Below are 23268 nucleotides of genomic sequence, written 5' to 3'. Positions count from 1 at the left end.
TCCAATGTAAATGCCAATTATGCGTCGGTAAACGAACAGTCAGGAGTTTTCGCTGGAGATGATGGTTATCAGATCAAGGTGAAGAATAATACTGATTTGAAAGGAGCGATCATTACTTCGACACAGACTGCTGAAAACTTAAAGAAAAATAGTTTAGATACAGGCACATTGACGCATTCAGATATTCGTAATGTCAGTGAGTATGATGCCAAAGGTATTAGCTTGAGTGCAGGGTTTAATGCAGGCAAAAGTGATGAAAAAGGTGGCAAAACGCCTGATACTGTACTTTCTACACCAAACAAAATTGATCAACATGCATCCACGACTACAGGTGTAAGTAAGTCGATCGGTTTTGGTTTAGACAGTGATAAAGACAGTAGTGTGACCAAGAGCGGTATCAATACGTCAAATATCACCATTCGAGATGAACAAGGTCAGCAAGCATTAACAGGTAAAACCGCTGAACAGATCAAGTCAGACATCTTGACCAGTGTGACGACAGATACAGCCCGAGAAAACAGTGGTGCGTTGAAAAATAACTTTGATAAAGATAAGGTTCAAAGTGAAATTAACTTGCAGATGGAAGTGACGAAGAACTTCGATGCAAATCGCCAAGAAGCAAAAGCAGAGATTAATAAGAAGATTGATGAAGCGAAGAAAGAAAATCAATCCATTATAGACAAACAAAAACAGGGTTTAAGTTTAAGTGATCAAGAGCAGACCCAATTGAATGCTTACAATGACAAAGTCGCCAACTATCAAAAACTAGGTGTATTGGTTGATACGATATCAACAGGATTGTCAGCGCCAACAAGTTCAGGACTTAGTATTGCGACAGCAACCTTAAGTCCTGTAGCAAGTTATGAGATAGGTCAATACTTTAAATCTAAGGATGCAGAAGGAAGTACAGCGCATATTTTAGCCCATACCGTTCTAGGTGCAGCAGTTGCAGCAGCGGGAGGAAATGATGCATTGACTGCTTGACTTTCAGCAGGAGGAGCTGAGGCAGCCGCACCAGTTTTATCTAATTTCTTATATGGTAAGGATGCAAAAGATTTAACGGCAGATGAAAAGAGTACGATCAGTGCAATCACTGGTTTAGTCGCCTCTGGTGTTGGAGCGACTACAGGTGATGTATCAAATACAGTTCAGAGTGGGAACGTTGCGCAAAATGTGGTAGAAGAGGATAATTTATTCGGAGTTTTAATGGCAGATAAGAAAATAGATAAGCAAAAAAATAACTATTATTTCCAAGCACTACAAGCGTGTACTCCTGTAATTGTTAGAATTGATGACAAGAGTCGAGATTTTTTACATTTTGTGGTTGTAGATGGGGTTACTGTAAGAAACGGACAAAAGGTTCTAGCAATCAGAGATCCTCATGGGAAGTCATATTTGAGTCCATTAGATAGTTTCAAAAAATCATTCACAGGGGATGCTGTTATTCCTAGGAGTTATAAGTAATGTTAGAGTTAACTGCTAGTTTTTCTGATAATTTGTATACAGAAATGATATTAGAAGCAGATAGGATGCCTTGTTTGTGTAAAATCTCTAGGATATTTGAAATTGAGTTTTTGGTTGCAAATCCTCAAGTCATAGGGGTGGTTGAGGATTGGAATCATAGAGACATTGATATGAGGGTCCCCGCTGGTGCGGGGGGAAAATATACACATTATAGTTATGGGCTAATTTCAATTTCTAAAAAAGAAACTGATCGATATATAATTGAAAATTTATCAATCTTTGTATTGGGAATGGGATGGATTGAGGTAATAGAAAGTAGAGAATATACAAATATTGTAGAGGTTGAAGAGCCAGATTGGCTTAAAAATAATTAAAAAATAGTTAATGATTTTGTCTCAACTGGAGATTTTGATCCTATAAAAAATCTTTTAATGGTGAAGCAATTGTTCCTAGGAATTATAAGTAAATGTTAATTTTAAATTTAGAGCTTCCTGATAATATTTATTCTGAAATGATGTTGGAATGTTCTGATATTCCGTGTTTAGTCAAAATAGATAGTAATTTTATAATTGATTTTTTTGAGACAGTACCCCTTGTCTCAGGGTATGTTTTAGAATGGTCTTGGTATGATTTAAATGAAAGGATTCCTGCTGGGGCTGGAGGAGATTACTTATACTATAAAAGAAGCTTAATTACTTTAGACCAAATTGATAATAAAAGGTTCAATATTATTGGATTAAGTATGTTTGTAAATGGTGTAGGATGGTGCAAAGTTATTGAAAATGGTCAATATGCTAATCCAAATCCTGAGTTATGGGATATAGATCCAGATGAATAGAAGAGTGGCAATAGTAATAAATTGTATTATTTTCAACTGATAGTTAAGATGTCTGTGAAAATTAAACATGTAATAAATTGCCTCGTTCCCAATATAGTCTCTTAGGTGGGCAAACTGACTTACAGATTGCAGCCAATACTCTTGCACCATATGTATAAATGTCATTGGGCAACAATTGGGGCATGGCGAAGACAAGAATAAAGTAGCTCAATTGGCTGCCCATGCGATATTGGGAGCAACGCTTGCCTTTGTAAATGGCGGTAACCCAGCAGCAGGAGGCAGTGCGGCGGTTGCGAGTGAAGCAGCGGCGGATTATTTAGCTGGACGTTACAATGATGGCAAAACTGCGATAAATCCTAAAACAGCTGATTTTGATCCTAATCTTTTACCAGAAGATGTTAAAACTAGCATCCGCGATTTGACAGCTGCAATCGGAGTCGCTGTTGGCGGAACTGTAGGAGATTCAGCATTTAATGCGCAGATAGCAGGTGTGGTTGGGCAAAATGCTGTTGAAAATAATGAGTTTTCAATAATTAGTCAGGGTATTGAAAAGAAATTAGCTGAAAATAAAAAGAAAGATGAAGGTCAGCCTAAATTTAGCTGTCCAAAAGGTCAGAGTTGCATTATTCCAATACCTGAAAAAACTATGGGTGAGAAGGCGATTGGAATTATAAACGATTTGACAGTTCGTCAATTAGCAGCAGCTTTAGGGGCTGATAATGATCCATTAACGGGAGAATATATAACACCAAATGAAAGGCAGTTAGCTAAAGCATCGATGTTAAGTTTAGGTTTCTCTAGAACATTATCAGGTCCAATAAAATTGACTGAAGAAGTCATTATTGCTTTAGAATCAAAAATAGGTAAAGTTGCAACGCAGAAACTTCTAGCATTACCAGCTCCTAAATCTAGTAAATTAGTGAATATGCAACACATGGAATCACATGAAATTCAACAGGCTCAGAGTATTATTGATTTGAAAGGTGGTATTTTTGAAGGTACTCCTACAGCTAGATATCCTGCTATTGATGGTTGGCTCGATGGTATACCTGTTCAACTTAAAACATTTACAGGAAATGGTTTAACTGCTATACAGCGAAATATATTAAAAGCAGATGCTGCTTTGAAAAAAGAAGGATATCATCAAGCAGAAATGTATATTGATGCTGTCCAAACAGGCATTACCCGAAAACAGTTAAATGATTTTATAAAACCAGGAACACCTATCAGTAATATCTTAAATGAAGGTGCTGTAAAATCAGTTTCAATTAACACAAAAGATGGTTGGTTAATTATTAATAGATCTACTTTTAATAAGTAAAAAAGGGTGTTTTATGATTTCGTACTCGATTCCATGTAAAAATAATCTTTCATCTACTTTTTTGTTTAATTTTATTAAAAATGAACTAGAACAAAATAATATTTCAGATGTTAAATTAATTTTTGATGAAGATCAGAAAAAATTATATATAGATACTCTAAAGGCAAGAATTTGGGTTGATATTTATAATATTGAAACAACTTTAAAGGACTTAAAGGATACAGTATTAGGCGAGTCATTAATTTTAAGTTGCTTTCCTGATAAAAATGAAGATGATGTTTTATATTATTATATGTATGATATTAGTTCAAAAAGTAGAGATCCTGAAACAATAAAAATTATGAATAAATTAGCTTATGTATTATCTAAAAGTGAAAATAGTTTCATACTTGATGATAATGGAATTTTGGTAGCTAATAAAGGAATATATCTTCCTGATGAAATTATAAAATTCATTAAATAGTCCTAATTAAAATGGATCAACTAAAACTAGGGGCATACTATAGCTATTTAATTTAACTTTAGGAAATTTAAATGCTTGTAGTAGTGATAGGCTTTGTTGCATAAAGAGCTAAAAGATAGAGTTCCCTCTAATGGGCTTAAATTTAGAAGGAAAAGAACCTACATGTGGTCATAATTCATGTGCTATGGTTTTAGATACGTTGGGTAAGCCTGTGAATGTGGAATCTTTAATTGCTACGCTTAAACCAACTCAAGAAGGAATATTATCGAAAGAAGTTTCTAATTTACTAAGTAAGAATAATGTTGAAAATTTATTTCTTAATGGTCGTACTATCAATGACATTAGTCGCTATACCGATAAAGGTACCCCAGTTATTGTAAGAATTACTGATTCTAAAAACCCAAAAGAATTCTCACATTTTGTTGTAGTGGATGGTATCACTGAAAGGGCAGGGCAAAAAGTGGTAGCAATTCGCGATCCACATGGTAAAAGTTATTTTAGTCCACTTGAGACCTTTAAGAATGCGTTTACTGGCGAGGCTATAATCCCAAGGAATTTTAAATAATGTTACAAGTTCAAGCTAAATTCGAAGACGATCTTCATACAGAAAATATGCTTAAAACATCACAAATACCGTGTTTATGTAAGATTGCTGAAAAATTTGAAATCGATTTTTTAGTCGCTTATCCTCAGGTTACAGGTCTTGTAACAGGTTGGGAGTATAAAGAAATTGATTTAAGAGTATCTGCAGGTGCTGGAGGAGAGTATCTTCATTATAAATATGGCTTAATTACCATATCTAAGCTTGAGAATGATTTGTATATTATTGAAAACCTGTCTATGTTCGAATCAGGAAGTGGATGGCTTCCAGTAGTTGAAAATAGAGAATATAGTCATGTACCTGAAGTGGAAGAACCAGACTGGTTGAAAAACATGTAGTTTTATATAAATTAATAGGCTTCTTGCGAAAGTATAGAGTGTTTATAATTGTTTCATAAAATTCGAAAATTTAATAACCTGCGATGATATTTAATTCAAACGTTTAGAATGATGCATTGACTGTTGGACTTTCAGCAGTAGGAGCGGAAGCGGTAGTACCCAAACTTGCACAATACTTATATTGTAAGGATGCAAAAGATTTAACAGCAGATGAAAAGAGTATGATCAGTGCAATCACGGGTTTAGTCGCCTCTGGCGTTGGACCGACTACAGGCGATGTATCAAGTACAGTTCAAAGTGGACAAGTTGCGCAGGTTGCTGTTGAGGATAATTCACTCATTACCACAAAAAATGATGGTAAAGTTAAATACTATACAAAAGAAGATGATAAATATAATTTATTGCAATATTTGGTTGCAACAAATCAGCTAACATCTGATCAAGTCCCTGACAGTATATTTAAAGATTTAGCGAATACAGACGTATCTTTCACTTTAGATGGTAAAGAGATAAGTACACGGTAATATGTATTAGTTCCGACTTGATCCTACACGCTAACCCTAACAAATCAACAACAAGCGATACTCTCCATCACTTTCGACTGGGGCTCGATGAACACAAGGCAAAACTTGCTGTGTTGGATGATCAACGGCTAAACGCCAAAGATGACCTAAGCCTAAGTTAATCGGTAAGGCGTTGGGTTTAGGCTGATAATGTAAATCAAAAAAATAGTCTTTTAAAAAGTTTTCAAACTCTGCTGCTGACCCTTCATGGAGTGCTTTAAGTTTTTCTCGAATTTCTGGAATAAGTATTTTTTGCTCAGCCTCAGCGTTTAGTAGAATATCACTAGACGCGCCATGATAAGTGCATAAGAAAGTATCTGTTTCAATCGGAGAGCGGTCAACATGAAACGAATAAACATCCGTAGAAATGAAATCTAATTCCTCATCACGTTTATAATATTGAATGAGGTTTAGTGTAGGCGAAGCACCAAGCCGAGTTAATTGTTTTATATCATTTAAAATAATTTCTCTTGCCAGTTCACCTTGTTCAGTAAGTTTTAAAGCAAGAAGATCTTCCTCAGACACTTCTGTTATATTTTCTTTTAACTCGAGTTTAGACACAATCTCTTTAAAATCGCCCGTTAAATTTCTGTGCCAACACATTGCATTGGTATCACCTTGAAATGCTGTTTTGATCAGTTCGTCAAAACTAAAAACAAGGCGAATTTGAGGATGGTCTGAAAAGGTGTGGGTCATAGAGATGGATCATAATAGGGAAACAAGATTGAAGACTTTAACTTAGTTTTAGAGGTGGGGATTAAAAGCTATAACACTGTCTCTATAGTAGGATATTGTAGCAATAGTGGATATAATTTAAAGAATTTTACATGACAAAAATCATAAAAGGCTCAACTCTTTTCAATTATATTAAAATTTTATATCGTTAATTGATTAATATTCTTCAAATAAATATCAATCTGACAGTCACTATAATTGGATTAAACTGTCAGATTAAATTTGAAAAAGCATCATGCAGGCTATACTTACATTCTGATGTTACCTAAGCGCTATGCATCGCATCTATTCATATAAAAACGATGGCTTAGAGTTGAATCCAAGTAGTCTTTAATTGAGTAAACTTATCGATTGCATGTAGCGATAAATCACGACCATAGCCAGATTGCTTGTATCCACCGAAAGGTGTGCAGACATCTAAAGCATCTACGGTATTGATGGATACAGTCCCAACTAAAAGTTGCTTGGAAAGAATGATGGCTTTTTGGATATCTTGCGTCCAGATCGAAGCGGCAAGTCCATAGATTGAGTGATTAGCAAGTTCGATTGCTTCTTCTTGAGTTTCAAAGGTCGTGATGCTCACCACTGGACCAAAAACCTCTTTGTGAAAGATATCAAATTCCGGTGTAACGCCAGTCAAAATTGTTGGCGCAATATAGCTTGCTTGATCTAAATCATCATCTAAATTTAAACTAATGCTATGACATTCAGCACCTTGTGACTTAGCTTGGTCAATTGCTAGTCGTACATTGTTGGCATGTTGGCGATCAATTAAGCATCCCATTTGGGTATTGGGATCAAGTGGATGCCCAATCTTGATATTTTTTGCTTTTTCGACAAATTTTTGAATAAATTGTGGTGCAATACTGCGTTCCAATAATATACGCGAATTTGCAGAACACACTTCACCTTGATTATAGAAAGCCCCAAAAATCGCTTTATCAAGGGCTTGATCAATATTTGCATCTGCAAAGATAATATTGGCACTTTTTCCGCCTGTTTCAGGCCAAACAGGCTTCATATTGGATTCAGCTGAATAAACTAAAAACTTTTTGGCTGTTTCCGTCGAGCCTGTGAAGACCAAACAATCAATATCAGGGTGGCGTCCTAAGGCTTGTCCAGTGACTTGCCCTAAGCCTGTAAGGACTTGCAAAACACCATCTGGGATTCCTGCCTGTTGGGCAAGTTCTGCCAGTTTAAGTGCAGTAAAAGGAGATTGTTCAGCAGGCTTTAACAGCACGCAATTCCCTGTTGCCAATGCAGGTGCAAGTTTCCAACTCGCTAAATCCAGTGGAAAGTTCCACGGCACAACAGCTGCAACAACCCCGATGGGTTCACGACAAATCATCGCCAACTGATCGTGGTGGGTCGGGGCAATTTCATCATACATTTTATCGATGCTTTCCGCATACCACTCAAAACAGAATGCTGCACCGGGAATATCAACATTGAGTGAATCTTGAATCGGTTTACCCACATTGAGACTTTCAAGTAAGGCAAGTTCTTCAGCATGCTCAAGAATCAGTTCTGCAAGTTTTTTGAGTTTCTGTTTACGTTCACGTGGAGCTAATCGTGACCACACCCCGCTTTGAAAGGTATTTCTGGCATGTTGCACAGCTTGATTGACTTCTTGTGCATCACATGCTGACATGCTGACTAAAAACTCGCCAGTGGCAGGGTTTGTGACAGGGTATGTTTGTTTAGCCTCAACATATTGTCCTGCTATAAAATAAGACTTTGGGAGTTTAATTTGAGAAAGTTGATCGAACCAATCCTGTTTGAGTTTCATTGAGTTTCCTTAGAATTTTAATGTTATGGCACAATAAACCGTATAATTTTTAGATCAGGTTGTGAATTCGTTTTATATAAGCTTTTGCTTTAGAAAAAACAAATTAGTAGGCATCCCTATTTTCTTATAGGTATCAATACTTCATCTAGTAAAACAGTTGAACCTTTATATCCTTTTGAAATAAAATTTTGCAATCTGCATCATGTTTAAGCGGCAATACAACTGAGCAAACGCTCAAAAAAAGCATCACATTCATCCATCTGAGAAATTTCGATATATTCATCAGGCTTGTGTGCGACTTGAATCGAACCTGGACCACAAACTAACACAGCCGTATTCAATTGCTGTTGAAATAATCCGCCTTCTGTACCAAATGATATTTTCTGTAATTCAGTTTCGGGTTTGAGCAGTGATTGTAAGAATTTAACCGCTTGAATGGTCGTCGATGTATTCAGTCCGGGGTATTGATTGATTTCCTGAATATTGACAAATTTTGCAGAAGGACTCTGTTCAATATAATTAAAAATTTTTTCTTGTATGGCATCTGTTGTTTGTTCAGCAATATTACGAATCTCATAATCTAAGATACATTCATTGGGCACGATATTTAACGCTTTACCACCGTGTATTTTTCCTATGTGTACCGTGCTAAAGGGTACATCATAGTCCGTGTCTAAAATAGAACCTTCCGCGATCTCTTTTTGCGTAGTGCGAATCGCCTCAATCAAACTTTGCGCATTATGAATTGCATTGACATACAATGGTGCTAAAGCAGAGTGACCTTCTTGACCATGACATATGGCTTTGAATACTGCTTTACCTTTATGACCTGTTGCGATATTCATACTGGTGGGCTCACCAATGATACAAAGCTCTGGTTGAATAATAAATTCGGAGAGCAAACCAAGAATACCGCGTACACCAATACAACCGATTTCTTCATCATAAGAAAGACATAAATGTAGTGGTTTATTTAATTGAGGCAAGTCTACTGCGTTGATCATGGCGTGAATTGCACAGGCGATGAACCCCTTCATATCCGCAGTACCCCGACCATAAATTTTATGATCTTTGATCAATGCTTGAAATGGATTACTACTCCATGCTTGTCCTTCAACGGGAACAACATCCGTATGCCCAGACAATAAGATGCCAGCTCGGTCTTTAGGTCCAATCGTTGCAAATAAGTTGGCTTTGGTTTGCTCAGCATTTGAATTTAAAAATATACTGATTCCCTTAGATTCAAGTAGATTTTTGACATAAGAGATTAGCGCTAAATTACTTTTATGCGATGTCGTATCGAATTCAATAAGTTTTTGAAGCAATTGAATACTAGATAAGTTAGACATCTGAGGCGTCCTTTTGTGTTTGGTTTTTTATATAGGGATCGTAGAAATGAGCAGAGCTCATACCAGAAATAAATTGATCAGAGATAAAGCTTTTACAACGACTAATAAATGCTTCAACGACAATATTCTTTGGTACATTTTTAGGGGTTGCTATACCGATATACATGGGGCGATGTTCTTCAGCAATGCGTATTCGTATCAATCGCTTACCATCAAGACTGTAATTATTTTTTGGGCGAACATTTAATATGGTATAACCAATATTATTGGCAACCATTGAACGAACCACATCAATATTCTTTGAAGAGCGGACAACATTGGGTTTGAGATTTTTAGTGCTAAATAACGATAAAAAATATTCATTGCTAAAGGGCATATCTAAAAGAATCATGGGATATGTTGAGAGTTCCTCTAGGGTGACAGCAGGAAATAAAGCTAAGGGATGCTGTTCACTGACCAGTGCATGTGGGGGTAACTTGGTTAATGGTTCAAAATGAATAATATTTGCATCTATATTCAGGTCATAGGTTAAAGCCAAATCAATATCGTTACGGATCAGTGCATTGAGAAGAGCTTGTTGATCATCTTCATAGAGATCTAAAGAAACTTGCTTATATAAATTGGAAAAGCCATTGATGATGTCGGCATAAATCATCGGTGTAAAAGCAGGAAAGCACCCAAGTTTTAAAGGTCCACGAATTGAACCTGAAAATTCAGCCGTAAGAGAGTATAGGCTGGATGCTTGATTTAAGATTTTTTTGCATTCCAACATGACACTTTTGCCCACAGTGGTTGGGATTAAGCCTTTGGCATGTTGTCGGATAAAGAGTTGAGTTTGTAATTCGGCTTCAATATGTGCAATTGCAGCGGAAATAGATGGAGAGGATACATGTATCTTCTCCGAAGCAATGATGATGCTGCCACATTCTGCGGTTGCAACAAAGTATTCCATTTGTCTTAAAGAAATTCGATTTAACACTTTGGATACACCTCCATTGTATACCCTAAAAAGGTTTATTCATTTCCTGGAACACCAAAGCTACGCGCGCGCATTGGATCTAATGCTCTTAATATATAATCATCAATTTGCGGTTGATAAATCTGCCATAGTTCGATGAGATCGGAAATGGGTCGCACTGACCAGTCTACGCGTAAATCAATGATGGGCCATTCCAACTTGTCAACAACTAAAAGACCAGCAGAATGTATTGCTCCAGCTTCCCCACCAGCCTGTTCTCCAGCTTTTAGTGCTTTGAGCAAACGTTCTGCTAAAACACCTTTACTTTGTTCGAACTGTTTCAGCATAACATGGGGCACTTGATCATTTGCGAGTAAATTACCTGCACATACTGCATGCTTCCCAATATGTTGTGCATAAATCCCTAAGGTGTGTTCTCCACTAAATGCAAAAGGCTCATTCACGGCATCTAATAAACTCAACTGTCGATATTCTATGAAATCTGTATTTCTAGTTAATTCCGTGATCGCGCGATGTGGTGATATATTGTATTTGGTCATTTCAAGTAAAATGTTGGCCAAACTTGGGTCGGTTATATTTTGACTTGCTGCAACCCCGACACCAGCTTTGGCACGAATACATCTTGCGGCAACAGCGGGAGAGGATGAACTGATCGCAGCACCAAATTGTCCTGTTTCACTACATCTTGCAATAATTGAAAATGTCATAACGTTCTCGTGTCGTTGCTTATTTTAATCAGGAATCACAGCAGTCGCATCGACTTCCACAAGCCACTCAGGTCGAGCTAAAGCAGAAACAACGATTCCAGTTGAAACGGGATAGACACCTTTAAGCCATTTACCTACGACACGATAGACATCTTCACGATAACGTGGATCGACGATATATACGGTGATTTTACAAATGTCAGCCAACTCACCTCCTGCTTCTTTGAGAAGCATGTCGATGTTAAACATGGCTTGTTCAGTTTGACCTTTGACATCAGCAAGCGCGACACTTTCAGATGTATCTAGATTTTGCCCAATTTGCCCACGAAGGAATACAGTGCGACCACGTGCCACCACAGCTTGGCAAAGATCATTGTTCAAGTTTTGTTCTGGATAGGTTTTTTGAGTATTAAAAGTCCGAATACGGGTATGTTTCACAGCTGCGTCCTAAGTCAATGAAAGTATTTATCTAGTATGCTGACTTCGCTTAGAGTCACAATTTGTGTTTTCCTTTCTATTAATTTAGTTTTTCCGTAGCAATCTAAAGCGCAATAAAAATTTAAAAATATTTAAAATTTATTGAGTAATTTCATTGGTTTGGTTCTTAGATTCAGTTTTCTTGATTCATTTGTTTTGGATATCCTATTTTCTCTTTACTCATCGACTGCCTATATTTTTCTTAAACAATGTTTTTGTTCTTTTCGATATTTCACTTCTGCAAAGCGAAATATAAAGCAAAGCATATATACAACCCGTTACAGCTGGGAAATACAACATTGGAGTGGATTCAACAATGAATTGTTGAAAATAAATGACTCAGTTCGACAAGGATTAAAAATGAGTTTAGATCAATTAGAAATAGATACGGTGGTTATTGGTGCAGGTCAAGCTGGTGTGGCAATGAGTGAACATCTGACAGAATTAAACATTCCTCATGTGGTCTTAGAAAAAAATAGAATAGCGGAAGCTTGGCGTACACGCCGTTGGGATTCTTTAGTGGCCAATGGACCTTGTTGGCATGACCGCTTTCCCAATATGGCGTTTGATGCAGATCCAGATAGTTTTGTACACCATGATCAAGTTGCGGAATACTTTGAAAAATATGCCAAGCGATTTAATGCGCCTATTTACACACATGTAGAAGTCAAAAAAGTACAAACCAATCCGCAAGCGGCAGGATTTATTGTTGCAACATCTCAAGGTACCTTAAAAGCACATCGGGTTGTGGTGGCAACAGGACCATTTCAAAAAGCCATGATTCCTGAGATAGCACCGAAAAGACAAGATTTGTACCAGATACATTCTGATCAATACAAGAACCCAGAGCAAATGCCAGATGGTGCTGTCTTGGTTGTAGGGGCAGGTTCTTCAGGTGTGCAAATTGCTGATGAATTAAATCGTGCTGGCAAAAAAGTCTATTTATCTGTGGGGCGTCATGAGCGACCACCTCGTGTTTATCGGCAACGTGATAATGTGTGGTGGCTAGGTGTATTGGGCGGATGGGACAGCAGTAAAACCGATACAGGACCTTTAAAAGGCTTGGCGGTCAGTGGGGCACATGGGGGGCAATCGATTGATTTTAGACGATTGGCAATTGAAGGCATCACGCTTGTAGGAATGACAAAACAATTTGATCAAGATAACGTAAGTTTTCACGATGATCTGCAAAAGAATTTACAAGAAAGTGATCAGGCATATTTTGAATTTCTAGATGCCGCAGACGCGTATGTTCGACGTACGGGTATCGATTTACCCGAAGAACCAGAAGCTCGCCATATCTTGAAAGATGCTCAATGTATTCAACAACCGATCTTAACGCTGGATTTAACTCAAGCCAGCATTGGCTCAATTATTTGGGCATCAGGTTTTGGCTATGACTATGATTGGTTAGATGTAAATGCCTTTGATGTGAATGGTAAACCCAATCATAAGTTAGGTGTATCCACTGAACCAGGGGTTTATTTTGTTGGCTTGCCTTATCTATATGGGCGCGGTTCAAGTTTTATTTGGGGGGTATGGCATGATGCCAAACGTATTGCAGGGCACATCGATATTCAACGTCAATATTTAGAATATCAAGATAAAACCCAAAGACATTTATTCATCCAACAAGAAAAAACTGCATGAAATAATATTTAAATTCAAATCTTTAATCTTCACTCTAGGAGGGAGGAGCAGATGACAGGACAAAATAATAAGCATGGACGCAGTTTTATTCATCATGCGAAAACAGTGAGTGAGAAAAAACTAAGCTTGTTTAATTTAATCGCCATTGCCGTTGGCTTGGTCCTCTCGCAAGGGGTGATGGTGATTATTTTGCAAGGATTTGGTTTAAGTGGGATCAGTTTTTTTATCCCACTGATTATCGGTTTTTTTCTAGCGATCAGCTATGCAACTTCATTTGCAGAGTTAGCGCTTCTCGTTCCTAAGAGTGGCAGTATCAGTGATTATAGCCTAGTAGCAACTGGGCATTTGCCCGCGATGCTTTCGGTATTTTGCGGTTATATTTTGGTTGCGATGTTTGCTGTTTCAGCAGAATTGATTTTAATTGATGATGTCATTAGAAAGATATTTAAACTAGATGTACCTTATTTTGGCATCGGTTTTATTATTTTATTTATTTCAGTCGGTTTAAATCTGCTGAAAATTGATATTTTTTCAAAAGTTCAGAATATCGTGGCTTTTGTCATGGTTGTTTTATTACTTTTGCTGGGAATTTTTGCAATTACCGGTTGGTATTATCCACATACTCAAGTCGTGGATCACCACATAAAATTTGATAGCAATACTGTAGCACTTGTTGCTTTAGCATTTTGGGGATTTGTCGGGGTAGAGTTTGTGGTCCCGATGATCGAGGAATCAAAAAATGCCAGTAAAAATATTCCCCGAGCGATGTATATCGGGCTTAGCACGATATTTATCACGATTTCATTATATGGTTTGGGAGCGCTATTCTTTTTACCTCAAGATCATTTGATCAATTCTTTGACCCCACATATTGAATATGCAACAGCGGTCTTTGGTCCGACAGGATTGTTGTTTATTGCTGTTGGTGCATTATTTGCAACCTTAAGTACTCTAAATGCGACCTTAGCTGCCTTACCACGGATGTTGCAGGGAATGGCGCTGAATAAACAAGTTTTGTCCATATTTGCTCAAGTCAATCAGAAAAATAATGTGCCATGGGTGGGTGTGCTTTTCGTTGCGGTCATCATCATGATTCCAATGTTGTTATCGCAGCGTGAAACCGAAGTCATTAAAGTTCTGTTAACAGCGGCATGTATCTCTTGGTTGATCGCTTACATCATTGCACATATCAATGTCATGGTTTTGCGTCAACGTTATCCCAAAATGTCTCGACCTTATAAAGCACCATTTTATCCATTCCTACAAATCATCGGCATTGTTGGGATGGTCTTAACGATTTTCTATGCCGTTCCTACGCCTGATTTGAGAGTCAAAATATTTACTTGGGTGGGTGTTGTCATTGGACTGACCACCATCATCAGCATTCTTTGGATCAAATTGGCAATGAAGCAACAACTCTTTCATCCTCAATCAATCGAAAGCTTGATGAAATGAAATTTGAATTTTAACAAGGAGTTATCACATGAAACAGTTATCAACAACACAAATTACTGAAATTTGGAAGAAAGACAAAGAACACCATATTCATCCTTGGACTGACTTTGCGACTTTTAAAGATGAAGGTGCAATGATTCTTGCACATAGCGAAGGATGTTATGTTTTTGATGCAGAGGGAAATAAATATCTAGATGGAATCGGTGGTCTATGGTGTGTCAATGTTGGCTATGGACGCAAAGAAATCGCTGATGCCATTTCAGAACAGGTGATGCAAATCCCTTATTATTCTGCATTTGGACATCATACTTCGATTCCTGCTGCACAATTGTCGGCAAAAATTGCTGAATTGGCACCAGGAAATTTAAATCATGTGCTGTTTGGTTGCGGGGGTTCAGTTGCTAATGATACAGCAGTACGTGTGATTCACTTTTATTTTAATCAGTTGGGAAAACCGACCAAGAAAAAGTTAATTTCTCGAAAAGATGGTTATCACGGTAGTACCTATATCAGTATGTCACTCACAGGTGTTGAGTTTGATCATATCGGTTTTGATATTGACCGTGAATTGGTACACCATATTTCATGTCCAAATCCATACCGCAGAGCAGAAGGTCAGAGTCTTGACGAATTTTGCAATGAAAAGGTACAGGAGCTCGAAAATAAAATTTTGGAACTGGGTCCAGAAAATGTCGCTGCATTTTTTGCCGAACCGATTATGGGGGCTGGCGGAGTGATTATGCCACCTGAGGGTTACCATAAAAAAACTTTAGAAATTTGCCGTAAATATGGAGTTTTATATGTATCAGATGAAGTGGTGACTGCATTTGGGCGTATTGGGTATTTCTTTGCTTCGGAATCTGAATTCGGGATTGTTCCAGATATTATTACCTGTGCCAAAGGTTTATCTTCTGGTTACTTACCTTTGGGGGCAACAATTATTTCTGATGAGATTTATGAGGTCATCAATCAACCTCAAGCAGATGGGGCACTATTTACCCATGGTTTTACCTATTCGGGGCATCCCGTTTCCTGTGCAGCTGCTTTAAAGAATATCGAAATTATTGAACGTGAAAATTTGCTTGAACACGTTCAAGATGTCGGACAATACTTTGAAGATCAATTAAAAACGCTGGTTGATTTAGACATCGTTGGAGAGGTACGCGGTAAGAAATTTATGATGTGTATTGAAAATTTAGCCGATAAAAAAACCAAAACGCTTTTCCCGAGTTCTGTCAATGTCGGTGCTCGAATCGCTGAATACTGTCAGAAAGAGGGTTTAATTATTCGTCCTGTCGGACATATGAACATCATGTCTCCACCATTAATCCTCAATAAACAACATGTAGACTTCATGGTTAGAACTTTACGCAAAGCAATTTTAAGTACAACAGCTGATTTGAGATTTGAAGGTCATTTAGCTGCTTAATCTGAAAAAAATAAGTTAACTTTAAAGAAATCAAGATTTAAATCAAATACATTTAAATCTTGATTTTTTATAACAAATTATATGATTCATCGAATTAAGTTAAACTCATGCTAATTCAACAGAATTTTATTCCAGCAAAAATTTTATATAGAATTCAAAATGTAAATTAATTTTGCTTTTCCTTTTGCCTATTTTATTTGAAATTGTTATCGCCTTTGGTGGTATGGATACTGCCGTTACTCAAGAGTGATAAGTATCTACCTTCGACCAACAAAGGGCTTTTGCTACTTTTCTCCGAAGAAAAGTAGAGCACCGTCTACACAAATTAAGCGAAATTTTGGACAAAATTGCAGGCATTGAAAACACTTTATTTATATGATGCGAGTTTTCAAGAATAATGATGATGAGTTTAATTTGTGTGATGTTTGATATGGCTTGATTAAATTATTTTCCAGCATTGAAAATCACTTCTTTAGACTATTTTCGCAAAAATCTAATACCTAGCATGTCGCTCATTCTTTGATCATTGAAGTCGCTGAATCAATACAACTCTTGATCATCATTCGATGAAGTCTTATTTTTAAGCTAACTATAAAAAAGAATATAGGGAGCTGTATTTTTTGTTATATTTAATTTATTGATATTAAATAATAATTTTTAATTTTTTTACTAAAATTCTGATTGAAATATGTTTTATTCATATGTTTTAAACTATTGTGTAATTTAGTACATATGATTTTTTAAATTTTTATATAAAAATCAATAGTTTGATTTATATTTTTTTCTATTCTTTTGTGTGTTTATTGAGCAGTACTGAGTCGCATGTAATGATTTGTTCGCATTCACATTTAATGTGTCGCAGTTAACAAATAATACATATCATGGGATTTAGTATGAATATTCTTAAAAAATTAACACTTTCTTTACTGTTGGGCACAGGGTATATCGCAACTGCACAAGCGGCTGTTACTGGTCAGGTAGATGTTAAACTCAATGTTTCAACAGGTTGTACTGTAGAAGGCTCTACAGTTGCAGGCAGTATCAACCAGTTTGGTACATTGGATTTCGGAAAAACATCGGGCAATTGGGACAACATCCTAACTGCACAAGTTGCAGCTTCAGCAACGGGCAGTCATCTCAATGTAAAATGCGACAGTACGACACCTGTTAACTTTACCGTAGCGATTGATGGTGGGCAACGCGCTGATCGTAGTCTTAAACATACAACAGGTACAGACTTAGTCAGCTATAACGTATACCGTGATGCGGCACGCACAACCGCCTATGCAATCAATACACCGCAAAGCTTTAGCGCTGCTTCTGGCGTATCTGAACAGGTGCCAATTTTTGGTGCGATTGCTGCAAATAGCGGTACAGCAAAAGCACAAGGCGACTATCAAGATACTTTATTGGTGACTGTTAATTTCTAATCCGTATACGTAACAGTGAGCAGATTTGTTATGCGTAACAAATCTGCCTAGAGGAGGAGCGTATGCATCTATTTTTGAAACAATGTTTGGGGTTTCTAACTTGTGGTTTTATTGCAACGTTTGTACATGCAGGGCAGTTGGGTGCCAAGCTCAAATTGCAGATAGAACTTGAACCATCTTGTCAGGTGAATAACCAACCCATGAATAGTGGATCAAATGGGTTAAATCTAGGTCAATTAGATTTCGGCGAAACAATGGCTTCATTTAATCAAGTTATTGAGACTCGCTTAACTAATGCTTCTGGTTCAGGTCTAACGATTCAATGTTTGACTAATTCGCCAATCAAAATCACTTTCGGAAATGGTCAAAATGATGGGCAAGTGCCATTGTCTTTCCGTACAAATTACTTCCGCGCAATGAGTAATGGCACCGATTATCTTGCTTACAACATTTTATATGGGAGTAATAGAGATGTGCTTAGACCAAATCAATTCATTACTTTGAATAATAATGGTCAACCACAGACACTTGATTTAATTGGGCAGACTGTCAATAACGGACAGCCAGTTTCTCTGGGTTATTATACCGATACGATTCCAATTACTATTGAATTTTAAAGAAAAATCATGAAAAAAATAGCTTTGAGTATTCTACTGATGTTGAATGCAGCGGGTGCTTACTCACAAACTACAGCCACTTTTCAGGTTCAAGCGACCATAGAAAAAGGGTGTGAGCTGAGCAAAGTTGAACAGTTAATTGATTTTGGTCGTCATCCTGTGATATCGCAGGATAAACTTTTGTGGGGTGGGTCAAATACTGCACAAAGTTGGAATATTCGTTGTACTGATCAATTGCCTGTAAAAATTATGTTGAGTAGTGGAGATTACTTTTCAAATTCCTCTCGGCGGATGAAACATGCTCAAGAAAATGAGTTTATATCTTATCAACTATATCGAGATACTAATATGCTGAGTGAGTATGTAAGTGGAAATGCCTACACACTTACCCCAACAACTGTTTCAGATCCGCTATTGAATTTTTCTGTATACGCTTTTGCAGATTTAGATAACAACAATCAACCACGATCGGCTGGACTTTATAAAGATATGGTCGCAATAACGATTACTTGGTGATGACATGAACGTATATAAAATGAAATTATGGTCAGGCAGAACATTATCTGCTGTATTTGTGTCGATAATGGCTTCATCTGTATTTGCCCAAGCGACTTTTTTGATTTGGCCCATTTATCCAAAAATTGAAGCAAACGAAAAAGCATCTGCAGTATGGTTAGAAAATACTGGGAAATCTGATGCAATGGTTCAAGTTCGAGTCTTTAAATGGGATCAAACGGATCAGCAAGATTCCTACCAAGAGCAAACTGAAATCATCCCAAGTCCGCCAGTCGCCAAAATAAAGGCGGGTGAAAAACATATGTTGCGATTAACGAGAGCGATCAACACGATTGCTGGAAAAGAAGATGCTTATCGAATCGTAGTTGATGAATTGCCCATTAAATTGGATTCAAATTCAGAGCAAAATACATCTACTGTAAGTTTTCAGATGCGTTATTCAATTCCACTCTTTGCATACGGAAATGGATTGGGGAGTGGTTTGACTGAAGCCTCACAAAAAACAAACGCTAAAAATACATTGGCAAAGCCGATATTGAGTTGGTGGGTTAAAAACAACCCACAAGGTGTACCAGAGCTGTATATCCAAAATAAAGGAGTGAAATTCTCTCGACTTTCGGGTATTCAGTTGAGTCCCAATTCAGAGCAAATCGTACTCGGGAAAGCAGCCTTTGGATATATCTTGGCAAACAGTACGATGAAATTTGAGTTGGATCAGTCAGTATTTACGCGTTTGAATCAGCAGAATACTTTGTATGGCGTGGATACCTCAGGTGCTAAACAAGATCTCATTGAAATGAAAAAAGAAGGAGGGCAGTAATGCGCTATATCTCCGACTCAAATCCACCTTCTTTTTTATGCAGAAGTCTCGCACTTATTTTGATGTCTAATCTTCCTGCATTTGCAACGCATGTATATGCAAATAGTTTACCACCACCACCGAAAGATGTTTCTGAAGTCAATGGGCTGTTTAAACTTTATTTAGACTTAGTCGTCAATCAGCATGCAACTCAACAGGTGGTTCCTGTGATTGTTAAGGGCGATTATTATTTTATTCAACACTCTAAATTAGATGAATTGGAAATCAAAATCCCACTTCAAAATATAGACAGCCAGCCTGAAACAATACTGACTGATTTAGAGATTTTTACATTAGGGTTTTCAGGGAAGGCATCAGACTGGGTTGCCTTAAACCAAATCCCTGAACTGAAATATGATTACAATTCAGCAAAACAGTATTTTAGTGTGGATATACCTGCCAGTTGGATGCCTGTGCAAATGCGAGGACAGGATTCTTGGTTTAAGGCACAAACAGCAGAGTCTGGAACAGGTTTACTGAATAACTACGATTTTTATAGTTATCGTCCTGAGAAGGGGGGAAATAGTACATCACTATTTACTGAACAGCGTTTTTTCTCTCCTTATGGTGTACTGAAAAATACCGGTATTTATCAAAAAACAGATTTAAAATCTATTGTAAATGACTCGAAACTTAATCATGATGGCTATCGACGTTATGATACGACTTGGCAATATGATGATCCAACCACGGTATTGTCCTATTTAGCAGGCGATGTCACGACTGGCAATAAAAACGCTTGGGGGAGTTCTGTTCGCTTAGGTGGCTTACAAATTCAACGTAATTTTGGTACACGACCAGATTTGATTACTTATCCTTTGCCACAGTTTAAAGGAGAGGCGGCATTACCGAGTACAGTTGATTTACTGATTAATGGGCAAAAAACCAGCACTTCTGAAATACAATCTGGACCTTTTATTTTAAATAATATGCCTTTTATCAATGGTAAAGGCGAAGCTGTGATTGTGACGACTGATAGTGTAGGGCGTCAGGTATCTACTGCAGTTCCATTTTATGTTTCAAATACTTTGCTTAAACCTGGACTATTGGACTATTCATTATCCTTAGGGCAGATTAGAGAAGATTATGGAATAAAGAATTCTTCATACGGTAAATTTGCTAGTTCTGCCGATGCGCGTTATGGCATCAATGACTGGTTAACCACTGAGGGGCGTGTAGAATTTTCAAATGCTCTTCGATTGGCTGGCGTTGGTTCAGTCATGAAACTTAAGCATTTTGGAGTGTTGAGCAGTTCTGTTTCTCAGAGTTGGGCTGACCGTGAATTAAACCGTTTTGAAAATAAAAATCTCAATGGAAATCAATATACATTGGGCTATAGCTATAATCAGAAACGTTTTGGTTTTGGTTTAAATCATTCTCAGCGTGACAAAGAATATGCTGATCTTTCAAAGCTTCAATACAGCAATTTGATTTCTGCAAATAGTACCAAAAATTGGGTAGCGAATACTTATTTTGCAACTGAAAACTCAGGTAGTTTTGGTGTTGCTTATATCCGTTCCAAAACCAATGATATTGAAAATAAATTAATGAATTTATCTTGGGCACCGATCTTACCTTCTTACATGCGCGGTGCAACTGTATCGTTAAGTGCTAGTCGTGACTTTGTTGAAAAAGATTGGAGTGCTGCATTTCAATTATCGGTACCCTTATCAAAACGTAATACAAATACAAGTTTAGGTTACAGTAAACAGTCAAATGGAGACTATGGTTATATTAATTTTAACCAGAATATTCCAATGGGCGGTGGTTTTGGATTTGATGTGAGTCGACGTTACAATGAAAATAGCGATGATTTTAATCAGGCACGTGTAAGTTACCGTAACCGATATGTGAATACTGATGTTGGTATGTCAGGGGATAAAAATTATAACTACTGGTTAGGTCTAACAGGTTCAGTCATTTTAATGTCTGGAGACATATTTGCTTCAAATCGACTTGGACAATCCTTTGCTTTAATTGATACCAATAAAGTCGCTGATGTACCCGTACATTATGAAAATAATCTGATTGGACAGAGTAATTCTAAAGGTTACATTTTTGTACCCACTGTGACCCCTTATTACGCTGCTAAATACACTATTAATCCAATTAATTTAGCTTCTAACTACAATACAACTCAGGTTGAAAAACGGATTGCTGCAAAACTAGGCTCTGGTGTCGTTGTGAAATTCCCAATCAAACAGTCTTATGCTGCGAATGTTTATCTGGTTCAGGAAAATGGACAGCCGATTCCTGTCGGTGCCGTGGTTCATCGTGCTGATCATGAGTCGAGCTATGTGGGCATGGATGGGATTGCGTATCTTGAAAATTTAAAAGCTGAAAATAGCATCAGTATTCAACTATCAGATCAAAAACTCTGTAAAGCTAACTTTTTATTGGATCTCAAACAAGCACAACAGCAAATTGCTGTTGTTAAGCCTGTTGTTTGCCATGAGGTTGTACAACCATGATCTTTAATATAAAAACCTTTAATTTAAAAAAATTGATACCCACTAGTATCTTTATCACTGGGTTGATGCTTATGTCTAGTCAGAGCCAAGCGATTTGTTCAGTTAATTCCAGTGGAAATACCAGTATGGGAAATATTTCATCGATCAGTTTGCTGGAAAATGGGACACAATCCAATCAATTTAGTGCAGGCTTATCATGTGTAGGTTTTAGCTTAGCAGCAGCGAATAGAACCTATTTAAAATATATGGTGAGTGAAATGCCGACCAATTTTATTAATGACCAAACAGGTGAGGTTCTGATCGTCAATTATTTGGATATCAATAATAGTCCGATTGTTGTCGGTGAAGAACGAGATCTGAGTACTTTTTCATTGATTAATATTTTTTCCTCAGTTGATGGTTCATTACCATTTTATGCGAAAATAACACCTGGACAATCTATGCCTCCAGGAACATATAGAGCCAGTACACCTTTCAAAGTAAAGTGGTATTATTCTGTGCCTTTTCTTGCTGTAGGTGGAATAGGATTTTTTGAGGAAAGCCCTGGTTTCTATCGCGGTGTCTTTGGGGCTGGAATGAGTTGGGGTTCGGGACGTGATGCATCTCTGAACCTTAGAATTAATGTTTTACCAGATTGTCGTATTTCGACCAATGATATTAACTTTGGAACAGCTGCATTTGCCAATGAGTTTGAACCTGTACAGACTTCTATGGGTATTCGTTGCTCAGCAAAAACACCTTATATGGTGAGTTTGGATGATGGTTTATATCTACAAAATGGGTTTCAGCGTGCCATGAAGTCAAATAGTGGAAATAATTTTTTACTTTATGAAATTTATAAAAACTCAACGACTGAGCGATGGGGGAATTGGGGCAGTGAACGATGGTCAAGTGCCAATGCAACAACCAATGCTGGTAATTATGATGCAATAACGCAACAAGGATATGCATTTACAGCAAAAGTGCTTGATTTTAATCCAGATAACTTACCTGCAGGTAACTATAGCGATAAATTAACTGTTAAGGTCGAATTTTAAGATGAAAACCCCAAGATTAATTTATGAATAGATAAGTCATATTATCTGTATGATATGACTGATTATACTTAGAGCAGATTTAAATTTTTATTTAAAGCGCTGCTCTAATTGTGATTGGTAATTAAATTATATAATAATTAATAAATAAAATAAATTTTTAAACAATATATCTATCAGTTT

At 37.1% G+C, this 23268-nt stretch carries 22 protein-coding genes and 2 pseudogenes; 18 read left to right on the top strand and 6 right to left on the bottom strand.

Annotated elements, in window-relative coordinates; all coding sequences use genetic code 11:
* The 9 genes and pseudogenes from ACINWC743_RS24765 to ACINWC743_RS24760 form a co-directional block, all read left to right on the top strand.
* Positions 1-1221, top strand: a pseudogene (locus ACINWC743_RS24765) (VENN motif pre-toxin domain-containing protein); the annotation flags it as partial.
* Positions 1207-1464 carry a cysteine peptidase family C39 domain-containing protein gene (locus ACINWC743_RS25065; protein WP_009584592.1) on the top strand — a complete coding sequence of 86 codons (258 nt, stop codon included), beginning with the start codon at positions 1207-1209 and terminating at the stop codon, positions 1462-1464. The pseudogene ACINWC743_RS24765 and the gene ACINWC743_RS25065, both read left to right, overlap by 15 nt.
* Entirely contained in the window at positions 1464-1838 is a 375-nt protein-coding gene (locus tag ACINWC743_RS04865) for a hypothetical protein (protein ID WP_009584586.1), read from the top strand. The genes ACINWC743_RS25065 and ACINWC743_RS04865 overlap by 1 nt, the downstream gene beginning before the upstream one ends.
* Positions 1839-1930: 92 nt before the next feature.
* The gene (locus ACINWC743_RS04860) at positions 1931-2302 is read left to right on the top strand and encodes a hypothetical protein (RefSeq protein ID WP_009584579.1); all 372 of its coding nucleotides are present in this window, start codon (positions 1931-1933) and stop codon (positions 2300-2302) included.
* Positions 2303-2403: 101 nt separating this feature from the next.
* Positions 2404-2829, top strand: a pseudogene (locus ACINWC743_RS25250) (VENN motif pre-toxin domain-containing protein); the annotation flags it as partial.
* An 807-nt stretch (positions 2830-3636) separates the two neighbouring features.
* The gene (locus ACINWC743_RS04850) at positions 3637-4086 is read left to right on the top strand and encodes a hypothetical protein (protein WP_009584558.1); all 450 of its coding nucleotides are present in this window, start codon (positions 3637-3639) and stop codon (positions 4084-4086) included.
* Between the two features lie 130 nt (positions 4087-4216).
* A complete protein-coding gene (locus ACINWC743_RS04845; protein WP_009584567.1) occupies positions 4217-4651 on the top strand; it encodes a cysteine peptidase family C39 domain-containing protein in 435 nt (144 codons plus the stop codon).
* Positions 4651-5025 (top strand): hypothetical protein, encoded by a 375-nt coding sequence (locus ACINWC743_RS04840; RefSeq protein ID WP_009584580.1) that lies wholly within the window; start codon positions 4651-4653, stop codon positions 5023-5025. Before ACINWC743_RS04845 ends, ACINWC743_RS04840 begins: the two co-directional genes overlap by 1 nt.
* Positions 5026-5141: 116 nt before the next feature.
* Positions 5142-5549 (top strand): VENN motif pre-toxin domain-containing protein, encoded by a 408-nt coding sequence (locus tag ACINWC743_RS24760; RefSeq protein WP_009584569.1) that lies wholly within the window; start codon positions 5142-5144, stop codon positions 5547-5549.
* Between the two features lie 36 nt (positions 5550-5585).
* Here ACINWC743_RS24760 and ACINWC743_RS04830 read toward each other — a convergent pair whose 3' ends face one another.
* The 6 genes from ACINWC743_RS04830 to ACINWC743_RS04805 all read right to left on the bottom strand — a co-directional run bounded on the left by ACINWC743_RS04830 (position 5586) and on the right by ACINWC743_RS04805 (position 11585).
* Complete coding sequence (locus ACINWC743_RS04830) at positions 5586-6284, bottom strand: DUF1826 domain-containing protein (protein WP_009584589.1); 699 nt, start codon at positions 6282-6284, stop codon at positions 5586-5588.
* Between the two features lie 346 nt (positions 6285-6630).
* Entirely contained in the window at positions 6631-8112 is a 1482-nt protein-coding gene (locus tag ACINWC743_RS04825; RefSeq protein WP_009584557.1) for an aldehyde dehydrogenase, read from the bottom strand.
* A 206-nt stretch (positions 8113-8318) separates the two neighbouring features.
* The gene (gene argE, locus ACINWC743_RS04820) at positions 8319-9461 is read right to left on the bottom strand and encodes an acetylornithine deacetylase (protein ID WP_009584560.1); all 1143 of its coding nucleotides are present in this window, start codon (positions 9459-9461) and stop codon (positions 8319-8321) included.
* The gene (locus tag ACINWC743_RS04815; RefSeq protein WP_009584564.1) at positions 9454-10440 is read right to left on the bottom strand and encodes a LysR family transcriptional regulator; all 987 of its coding nucleotides are present in this window, start codon (positions 10438-10440) and stop codon (positions 9454-9456) included. The genes argE and ACINWC743_RS04815 overlap by 8 nt, the downstream gene beginning before the upstream one ends.
* A 35-nt stretch (positions 10441-10475) precedes the next feature.
* Positions 10476-11147: a DUF1028 domain-containing protein gene (locus ACINWC743_RS04810; protein WP_009584588.1), complete on the bottom strand. Its 672-nt coding sequence runs from the start codon at positions 11145-11147 to the stop codon at positions 10476-10478.
* A gap of 24 nt (positions 11148-11171) precedes the next feature.
* Positions 11172-11585 (bottom strand): RidA family protein, encoded by a 414-nt coding sequence (locus ACINWC743_RS04805; RefSeq protein ID WP_009584585.1) that lies wholly within the window; start codon positions 11583-11585, stop codon positions 11172-11174.
* A gap of 399 nt (positions 11586-11984) precedes the next feature.
* Here ACINWC743_RS04805 and ACINWC743_RS04800 point away from each other — a divergent pair, with 399 nt between their 5' ends.
* The 9 genes from ACINWC743_RS04800 to ACINWC743_RS04760 all read left to right on the top strand — a co-directional run bounded on the left by ACINWC743_RS04800 (position 11985) and on the right by ACINWC743_RS04760 (position 23088).
* Positions 11985-13274: a flavin-containing monooxygenase gene (locus ACINWC743_RS04800; RefSeq protein WP_035300345.1), complete on the top strand. Its 1290-nt coding sequence runs from the start codon at positions 11985-11987 to the stop codon at positions 13272-13274.
* A 51-nt stretch (positions 13275-13325) separates the two neighbouring features.
* Positions 13326-14729, top strand: coding sequence for an APC family permease (locus ACINWC743_RS04795; RefSeq protein WP_009584549.1), 1404 nt, complete (start codon positions 13326-13328; stop codon positions 14727-14729).
* 28 nt (positions 14730-14757) lie between these two features.
* The gene (locus ACINWC743_RS04790; RefSeq protein WP_035300343.1) at positions 14758-16158 is read left to right on the top strand and encodes an aminotransferase; all 1401 of its coding nucleotides are present in this window, start codon (positions 14758-14760) and stop codon (positions 16156-16158) included.
* 893 nt (positions 16159-17051) lie between these two features.
* Positions 17052-17588, top strand: coding sequence for a spore coat U domain-containing protein (locus ACINWC743_RS04785; RefSeq protein ID WP_035300341.1), 537 nt, complete (start codon positions 17052-17054; stop codon positions 17586-17588).
* Between the two features lie 62 nt (positions 17589-17650).
* Entirely contained in the window at positions 17651-18205 is a 555-nt protein-coding gene (locus tag ACINWC743_RS04780; protein WP_009584581.1) for a spore coat protein U domain-containing protein, read from the top strand.
* 9 nt (positions 18206-18214) lie between these two features.
* Entirely contained in the window at positions 18215-18721 is a 507-nt protein-coding gene (locus tag ACINWC743_RS04775) for a spore coat U domain-containing protein (protein ID WP_035300338.1), read from the top strand.
* 4 nt (positions 18722-18725) lie between these two features.
* Positions 18726-19541 (top strand): molecular chaperone, encoded by an 816-nt coding sequence (locus tag ACINWC743_RS04770; RefSeq protein ID WP_035300335.1) that lies wholly within the window; start codon positions 18726-18728, stop codon positions 19539-19541.
* A complete protein-coding gene (locus ACINWC743_RS04765) occupies positions 19541-22051 on the top strand; it encodes a fimbria/pilus outer membrane usher protein (RefSeq protein WP_009584565.1) in 2511 nt (836 codons plus the stop codon). Before ACINWC743_RS04770 ends, ACINWC743_RS04765 begins: the two co-directional genes overlap by 1 nt.
* Positions 22048-23088, top strand: coding sequence for a spore coat U domain-containing protein (locus tag ACINWC743_RS04760; protein ID WP_009584571.1), 1041 nt, complete (start codon positions 22048-22050; stop codon positions 23086-23088). The genes ACINWC743_RS04765 and ACINWC743_RS04760 overlap by 4 nt, the downstream gene beginning before the upstream one ends.
* Positions 23089-23268: the final 180 nt, after the last annotated feature.

It is taken from the genome of Acinetobacter sp. WC-743, from assembly GCF_000335555.1.
GTDB lineage: Bacteria > Pseudomonadota > Gammaproteobacteria > Pseudomonadales > Moraxellaceae > Acinetobacter > Acinetobacter bereziniae.
This window is presented reverse-complemented; position numbering and strand designations above follow the sequence as displayed.